This window comes from Promicromonospora sp. NPDC060271, from assembly GCF_042726755.1.
Taxonomy (GTDB): Bacteria; Actinomycetota; Actinomycetes; order Actinomycetales; family Cellulomonadaceae; genus Promicromonospora.
The window spans coordinates 1-7,155 of record NZ_JBHXBG010000235.1 but is presented as its reverse complement, the minus strand read 5'-3'; the positions used below and the strand labels follow the sequence as shown (position 1 = coordinate 7,155).

The 7,155-nt window shown below is 71.8% G+C and carries 7 protein-coding genes; 1 reads left to right on the top strand and 6 read right to left on the bottom strand.

The features are described from left to right. Nucleotides 1–123: 123 nt before the first annotated feature. The 3 genes from ACFWE2_RS23745 to ACFWE2_RS23735 form a co-directional block, all read right to left on the bottom strand. Complete coding sequence (locus ACFWE2_RS23745) at nucleotides 124–687, bottom strand: hypothetical protein (protein WP_377226673.1); 564 nt, start codon at nucleotides 685–687, stop codon at nucleotides 124–126. A gap of 68 nt (nucleotides 688–755) precedes the next feature. Further along, nucleotides 756–1,283, bottom strand: a complete 528-nt coding sequence (locus tag ACFWE2_RS23740; RefSeq protein WP_377226672.1) for a DinB family protein — start codon at nucleotides 1,281–1,283, stop codon at nucleotides 756–758. A 67-nt stretch (nucleotides 1,284–1,350) separates the two neighbouring features. Then, entirely contained in the window at nucleotides 1,351–2,373 is a 1,023-nt protein-coding gene (locus ACFWE2_RS23735) for an SDR family oxidoreductase (protein ID WP_377226671.1), read from the bottom strand. 54 nt (nucleotides 2,374–2,427) lie between these two features. Between ACFWE2_RS23735 and ACFWE2_RS23730 the strand changes: the two genes are divergently transcribed. Then, nucleotides 2,428–3,081: a TetR/AcrR family transcriptional regulator gene (locus tag ACFWE2_RS23730; RefSeq protein WP_377226670.1), complete on the top strand. Its 654-nt coding sequence runs from the start codon at nucleotides 2,428–2,430 to the stop codon at nucleotides 3,079–3,081. Nucleotides 3,082–3,107: 26 nt separating this feature from the next. Here the strand turns inward: ACFWE2_RS23730 and ACFWE2_RS23725 are convergent, their stop codons facing one another. The 3 genes from ACFWE2_RS23725 to ACFWE2_RS23715 form a co-directional block, all read right to left on the bottom strand. Next, complete coding sequence (locus tag ACFWE2_RS23725; protein ID WP_377226669.1) at nucleotides 3,108–3,836, bottom strand: SDR family oxidoreductase; 729 nt, start codon at nucleotides 3,834–3,836, stop codon at nucleotides 3,108–3,110. Nucleotides 3,837–4,149: 313 nt separating this feature from the next. After that, entirely contained in the window at nucleotides 4,150–5,361 is a 1,212-nt protein-coding gene (locus ACFWE2_RS23720) for an AI-2E family transporter (RefSeq protein WP_377226668.1), read from the bottom strand. Between the two features lie 60 nt (nucleotides 5,362–5,421). Beyond that, nucleotides 5,422–7,014 carry a peptide chain release factor 3 gene (locus ACFWE2_RS23715; protein WP_377226667.1) on the bottom strand — a complete coding sequence of 531 codons (1,593 nt, stop codon included), beginning with the start codon at nucleotides 7,012–7,014 and terminating at the stop codon, nucleotides 5,422–5,424. Nucleotides 7,015–7,155: the final 141 nt, after the last annotated feature.

Genomic DNA, 7,155 nt, shown 5'->3' with positions numbered 1-7,155 from the left:
CGTGCTGCACGAGCTCGTCAACGGCTCCGAGGGCCAGGTCCGCCTGGTGTGGCGCCACTTCCCCCTGTTCGAACCGCACCCGTACGCGCTGACGGTCGGACGGACGTGCTCGGTCGCAGGCCCTCAGTCGCAGGCGTCGCAGCGGCCCGTCGCGGGAAGCTGCATGTAGCAGCCCGGGCAGCTCGCCGGGGCGGCGTCGGGCGCGTGCGCGAACGAGTTGGTCTGCTTACCCGAGAATCCGGCCATGAGGACGCGCTTGTACCCGCCGCCGGCCTGCTGGACGTCGACGAAGCCCTTGTTGAAGAAGGCGGACGCCTCCTGACCGGGGCCGGGCGAGACGGCCACGTACGAGCGGGACGACGGGATCCAGATGCGGGTCTTGTCGAGGCCCTCGGCGATCTCGCGCATGGCCGGCCGGTGCGCCTGCGGAACGGGCAGGGCCTCGAGGGCGGCCTCGAACGAGTCGAAGTCGTCGTGGCTCACCGTGGTGAGTGCCACGAGGCACGTCTTGCACACCTTGAACTTCTGCCTGTCGAGCTCGGTCGCGGGCTGGAGGGAAGCCAGGCGATCCTCGGACAGGTGCTGGCAGTCCTTGCCGTGCAGGACCTTGCCGTATGGAACTCGGAAGAGAAGCTCTACCGGGATCTCTGCTCCTGCCACCGCAGGGGTCTCGCTGGACGTAGTCACCGCCCAAGTATCGCTGCTGAAAGCTGCCTGTGGGGCCGCCCGGAGAACGAATCCTCCGTTCTGCGTGGTCACGCCGACGCAGCGGCCCGCAGCATGCGGAGCTGGCCGATCTCCGCGACGTTCTTCATGAGCTCGGAATTCACCCACGCGGCCATGTGCGCGAGGGTGTACCCGGCGTCGTCCTGCACCGGATAGACGGCCCTGGCGTCCAGCTCGGCGTCGGTGAGACCGTCGAGCACCGCCAGCCAGTCGACGTGCAGGCCACGCAGCCACTCGACGGCGGCCCGCCCGTCTCCCGGCCACGTGATCTCCGCCCGTTCCCGGGGCGTTCGCCCCTGGGCATGGTCGATCGCCACGCTCCACCACCAGCCGATGTGCCAGGTCACCCAGCCGATCGTCGGCACGGGAACCGGGTCGGGTTCCGTGTCCGACCAGTCCGGCACCCAGACGCCGTCGGCCGTCGGCCGGACCGTCCAGCAGAGCGCGGCGGGCTCCCACAGGAAGTCCTCGGGGGCCAGCCGCTCCAGGTGATACTCGAACAGCGACCAGGTCAGATCGAGCTGCCGGCGCAGCAGGTCACGTCGGGAATCGCTCACGCGCCGACCCTGACATGGCGGCGTTCTCGCTGGAAACCTGATTTCTGGCCGACCGTCCCGCCGTCGGCTAGGAGCGCGCCCGCACGAGCCCGAGGTCGATGACGCTGCGGCCCGTCTCGACCACCGTCTCCCGCACCGGCCGCATGCTCCACCCGAGCTCGCGCCTGGCCTTGTCCGCGCTGACCCGCTCGGCGCTGCCCACGAAGTCGAGGCCGAGCCGCACCTCGCGGTCGAACCGGCCGGCCGCCCACAGCATCCAGTAGGGCATCCGCCGGCGGGGCACGCGGTACCCCAGCGGCCCGAACTCCTCGCCGAGGATCCGCGCGATCTCCCCCAGCCACACGTTCTCACCGGCGCAGATGTACCTGTTGCCGGCCGCGCCGGGCGTCTCGACGGCGAGCACGTGCGCCCGCGCGACGTCGCGCACGTCCACCGGCGCGAAGCCGAGCTCCGGGACGGCCGGGAGCTCGCGGTTCAGCAGGCGGCGGACCAGGGCCACCGATGTGCCCGCCGCCGCATGCTGCAGGGGGCCGAGCACGAGGCCCGGGTTGATCACCGCGAGCTCCAGCTCGGGGTGCCGCGCCGCGACGTCCCACGCGGTGCGCTCCGCGAGGGTCTTGCTCTTCGCGTACGGGGCGATGCGGTCCAGGTCGCTCCAGTCCTCCTCGGTCCGACGCCGCTCGACGTCGCCCGACCTGTCCGCCGAGATCGCGGCGAGCGACGACGTCATGACGACGCGCCGCACACCCGCACGGGCGCTCGCCTCCAGGACCCGTCGTGTGCCGTCGACGGCGGGCCGGACGAGCTCCGCCTCGTCCCGCGGCGGTGTCGCCGGGAAGGGCGAGGCCATGTGGAGCACGTACTCCTGGTCGGCGGCGGCCGCGTCCCAGCCCTCGTCCTCGGACAGGTCCGCCTCCACCAGCTCGAGGCTTCCGCCCAGCGCGTAGGCGATCTGGTGCAGGTGCGCGAACCGTGCGGGATCCCGCAGCGAGCGGACCGTCCCGCGCACCTCGTGCCCGCCCTTGATCAGCTCCTCGATCGCGTGCCCGGCGATGAACCCGGTGGCGCCGGTGACAAGAATCCTCGACATCACGTCTCCAGTCTGAGCGGTGTTCAGATTATGAACACCGTATAGATTGGCGCCATGGAGGTCAACGGTGCGGCGGTCAGCAGCGTGCGCAAGCGCGAGACGTACCACCACGGCTCGCTGCGCGAGGAGCTGGTCGAGGCGTCCGTGCGGCTCATCGAGACCGAGGGGATCGGCGCGGTGAGCCTGCGGCGCGTCGCCCGTGAGGCCGGCGTCAGTCCCGGAGCGCCGTACCACCACTTCGCCGACCGGGCCGCCCTGCTGTCCGCGATCGCCGCCCGGGGTTTCGACCTGCTCACCCAGGACCTGCTCGGCGCGGTGGGCACGTCGCCGGGCGCGTCGAGGACCGACGACGTCGTGCGCGTCGCCGCGGCCTACGTAGCCTTCGCCCGGCGGCAGCCCGGTCACTTCCAGGTGATGTTCCGGCCCGAGCTCTCCCAGCCGGAGAAGCACCCTGCGGTGCAGGAGGCCGGGGACGCCGCGCTCAAGGTCCTCACGGACCTGGTCGACCGGCTCGGCGTCGCCGACCCGCAGGCCGTCGGCATCACGCTCTGGGCCCTGGGCCACGGCCTCGCGTCGCTGACGCTCGACGGCCTGCTCGCGCTCAAGGCCGAAGCCTGGGACACCGACCCCGACGACCTGCTCACCAGGGCCCTCGGCCAGATCGGCCGCTCGTTCGACGTCGGCGACCCGGGTGCGGCCGCTCCCTGAGCCGCCCCGCCGACGGGAGGGGCCGCTCAGGCCGCCGCGAGCGCCGAGAGCGCGCGGCTCATCTCGGCGTTGAACTCCTCCGGCGCCAGCGGCAGCCGGGCCTTGACGTCCCGGCTCCACTGGTCCGCGAGCACCTCGGCGGAGCCCGCCTGGACGCCGTCGAGCACGGCGTCGGCCAGGTCCGAGGGCGCGAGCTTGGGCACCGACCAGCCGGCCGACATGTCGGTGTCCGCGAGGCCCAGGTGGACGGCGGTCACGAGCGTGCCCTGCTCCGCAAGCTCCAGCCGCACACCGTTGGTCATGGCCCACGCCGCCGCCTTGGTCAGGTGGTAGGCGTTGGCGCCGTTGATCCCGAACCAGGACATCGCGGAGAGGACGTTCACGACCGCACCCCCACCGTTCGCGGCGAGGGTCGGTGCGAACGCCCTGATCAGGCCGAGGGGGCCGAGTGTGTTGGTCTCCAGCTCGAGCCGCACCGCGTCCATCGAGCCGGTCACGAGGCCGGTTCCCGTCGAGATCCCCGCGTTGTTGACGAGCAGCGAGACGTCGGCGGCCGCCGCGGCCGCAGCCCGGACGGAGTCGGGGTCGGTGACGTCGAGGGCCAGCACCTCCACGCCGGGCAGGTCCACGGTCTCGGGACGGCGGGCCGTGGCGTAGACCTTTCGTGCACCCCGTTCGAGGAGACGCTGGGCGAAGGCACGGCCCAGGCCGCGGTTGGCGCCGGTGACGAGGGCAACTGAGTTGTTGATGTCCATGCCCGGAACGCTAGGACCTGACGTTGACGTCAGGGGCAAGCGCTGAACGGCCGGCGTGAGAGGAGCCACCACGACCGTCCCGGAGGCTGCCGAACGCGACCAGATCTGGGCCAAGCAGTCCGGGTGAAGCAGCCCCGGAGAGCGGGTGCCAGGCCTGCTGAAATTCGTTCGGCCTGACCCCGCTCATTTCACCTCAGCCGAACTGTTCAGCACAGCCCGCAAGCTCGGTGCACACCCGAACGAAGTTCAGCCCTGCCGGCACCCACAGATCCAGCACACCGTGCCCGCCGAGCCGCCGGCCGCTCAGGGCGGGTCACGGCGCCTTGCCCAGCCCGTCCGGGTCCCGCAGCATGTGCGACTCGACGAGCTCGTGCCGCCGGAAGTAGGTGGTCGCGACGGCCTGGATCGTCGCGGCGACGGGCAGTGCGAGGAACGCGCCGAGCACCCCGAACACCGCGCCGAACGCGAGCACCACGAGCAGGCTGACCGCGGCGTTCATCTCCAGCGCACGGGCGGACACCTTCGGCGCCAGGTAGAGGTTCTCGAACTGCTGGTAGCCGATGACGAAGGCGAGCACGCCCAGCGCCTGGGGCCAGCCCTGCGCCGTCAGCGCCACCATCGTGGGCAGTGCGCCACCGAGGTAGGCGCCGATCGTCGGCACGAACTGGGAGACGACCCCGACGAAGACGGCCAGCGGTACCGCGTACGGCGTCTGCAGGATCGCGAGGAACACGAAGGTGACCACCGTCGAGACCGCCGCGAGCACCACGCGGGAGCCGATGTAGTCGGACACCTTGCCCTGGGTGACCTCCCACAGGTGCAGCATCTCCTGCTGCCGCGCCGGCGTCAGCCAGCCGCACACGGCCGCACGGAAACGCGGCCCGGCCGCCAGCAGGTAGTAGGAGACGAGCAGGATCGTCAGGGTCGCGAGGAGCCCGCCCACCAGCGTGGTACCCACCAGCAGCGCCCCGGAGGCGACGTCCTCGCCGAACCGGTCGAACGCCTGCCGCAGCAGGTTCTCGGACTCGGGTATCTCGATGCCGAAGCGCTCGACGACAAACCCCTGCAACCCCTCGTAGAGCCGGGGGACCGACTGCGCGAGCTCGACGAGCTGCTGCACGAACAGGTTGCCGAACAGCGCCATCAGGACGATCACCACGACGAGCGACCCGAGCAGCGTGACGGCGGCGGCCAGCCCTCGCCGCCAGCCGCGCCGCACCAGCCAGACCGTGCCCGGTTCGAGGGCCAGCGCGATGAAGACCGCGATGAGCACGTTGACGAAGAGCCCCTCCAGCTTCCCCATCGCGTTCCACGCGAAGATGGCGACGAACACCGTCACCACGGCCAGGAACAGCGCCCGGGGCAGCCAGCGTGGCGGGCGCGGGGAGTCGGGTGCGCCGGGCGGCGGCTCCGGCTGGTCCGTCGGGGGCTGGCTGGGCGAGGGCCGGCCGGGTGCGGGCTGGTCAGGACCGGTTGGCACGTCAGGACCGGGAGCGCCGGTCTCGGACGAGCTGGGCGACGTCATGCGAAGACCGTAGCCCGCGCCCCGCCGCGGCCCGGCGTTCCCCGGCCGGAGTGTCGAGCGTCAGACCCCGCTGGCGACCAGCGGGATCAGCGGCACGTCCGGGTGGGCGCGCTCGAACGCGCGGGCGTGCCAGATGTCGCGCAGCAGGACCAGCGGCGTCCCGTCGCCGCGGCGCACGACCTCGACGCCCGGGTAGCCGGCGATGGTATCGATGTGTTCCGGCGCTGCCTCGCGGGCGAGCGAGAGCCCCAGCGTCTCCGTGCGGATCGGCGCGGAGAACTCGTGCTCCATCCGGAAGGTCGCCACCTCGAACTGCAGCGGTCCGACGGCGGCAAGGATCGGGTTGCCGTCGCCGCGCGCCTCCGAGACGAGGACCTGGACGACGCCCTCCTGCTCGAGCTGGGAGATGCCCTTGCGGAACTGCTTGGAGCGGCCCGGGTCGACCGACCGTGCGGCGGCGAAGTGCTCCGGCGCGAACACCGGCATCGGGGGGAACCGCACCTTCGGCCCGGCGGAGTCGAACACCGTGTCGCCGACGGCGAGCGTGCTGGCGTTGACCAGGCCCACGACGTCGCCGGGGTAGGCGTCCTCGACCGTCGACCGTTCCCGGCCGAAGACCGACAGGGCGTACTTGGTGGCGAACGGCCGGCCCGTGCGCTCGTGCGTGACGACCATGCCGCGCTCGAACCGGCCCGAGCACACCCGGATGAACGCGACGTGGTCGCGGTGGTTCGGGTCCATGCCCGCCTGCATCTTGAACACGAACCCGCTGAACGGCTGGGTGACCGCGCGCTCACCGCCGTCGACGTCGGGGCGGGCGCCCGGTGCGGGGGCGAGATCGACGACGGCGTCGAGGAGCTGGCGGACGCCGATGTTGGCGAGCGCCGCGCCGAACAGCATGGGCGTCGTCGTGCCCGCGAGGAAGGACTCGCGGTCGACGGGCTCGAGGAGCTGGGCGCTCTCCACGGCCTCGGTGTGGTCGTCGCCCAGGGTGTCGGCGGCGGCTTGCGGCGTGAGCACGCTCTCCTCGGCGATCGCCGCACCGCCCGGGGCGCGGCGGTAGGTGCGCACCTCGCCGCTGGCGCGGTCGACCAGCCCGATGAACCGGCCGGCCTCGCCGATCGGCCAGGTCAGCGGCGTCGGGCGCAGGTTGATGCGCTCCTCGAGCTCGTCGCAGAGCTCGAGGGCCTCGCGGCCGGGGCGGTCCCACTTGTTGACGAACGTGATGACCGGCACCCCGCGGCGGCGGCAGACCTCGAACAGCTTGAGGGTCTGCGGCTCCAGGCCCTTCGCCGAGTCGAGCAGCATGACCGCCGCGTCGACGGCGGTCAGGACGCGGTAGGTGTCCTCGGAGAAGTCGGCGTGGCCGGGGGTGTCCAGCAGGTTGATCACGACGTCGCCGTAGGCGAACTGCAGCGCCGCCGAGGTGATCGAGATGCCGCGCTTCTGCTCCATCTCGAGCCAGTCGGACACGACGCCGGCGCGGTTGCCCTTGCCGTGGACCGCCCCGGCCTCCTCGATGGCGTGCGCGTGCAGCGCCAGCGCCTCGGTCAGCGTCGACTTGCCCGCGTCGGGGTGCGAGATCACGGCGATGCTGCGCCGTCGGGCCGCCTCGACCTGTACCGGACGGGTTTCAGAAGTAAGGACGGTCACCGGGACTCACCGATCTGTACGTGCTGCAACAACCACACCTGTCTGATGCTGAACAGCGCCCAACTCTACCCGCCCCTCCCAGCCCCCGTTGAGTGCTGGATATTCGCCCCTTCCAGCCGCCGATCGGGGCGAATACCCAGC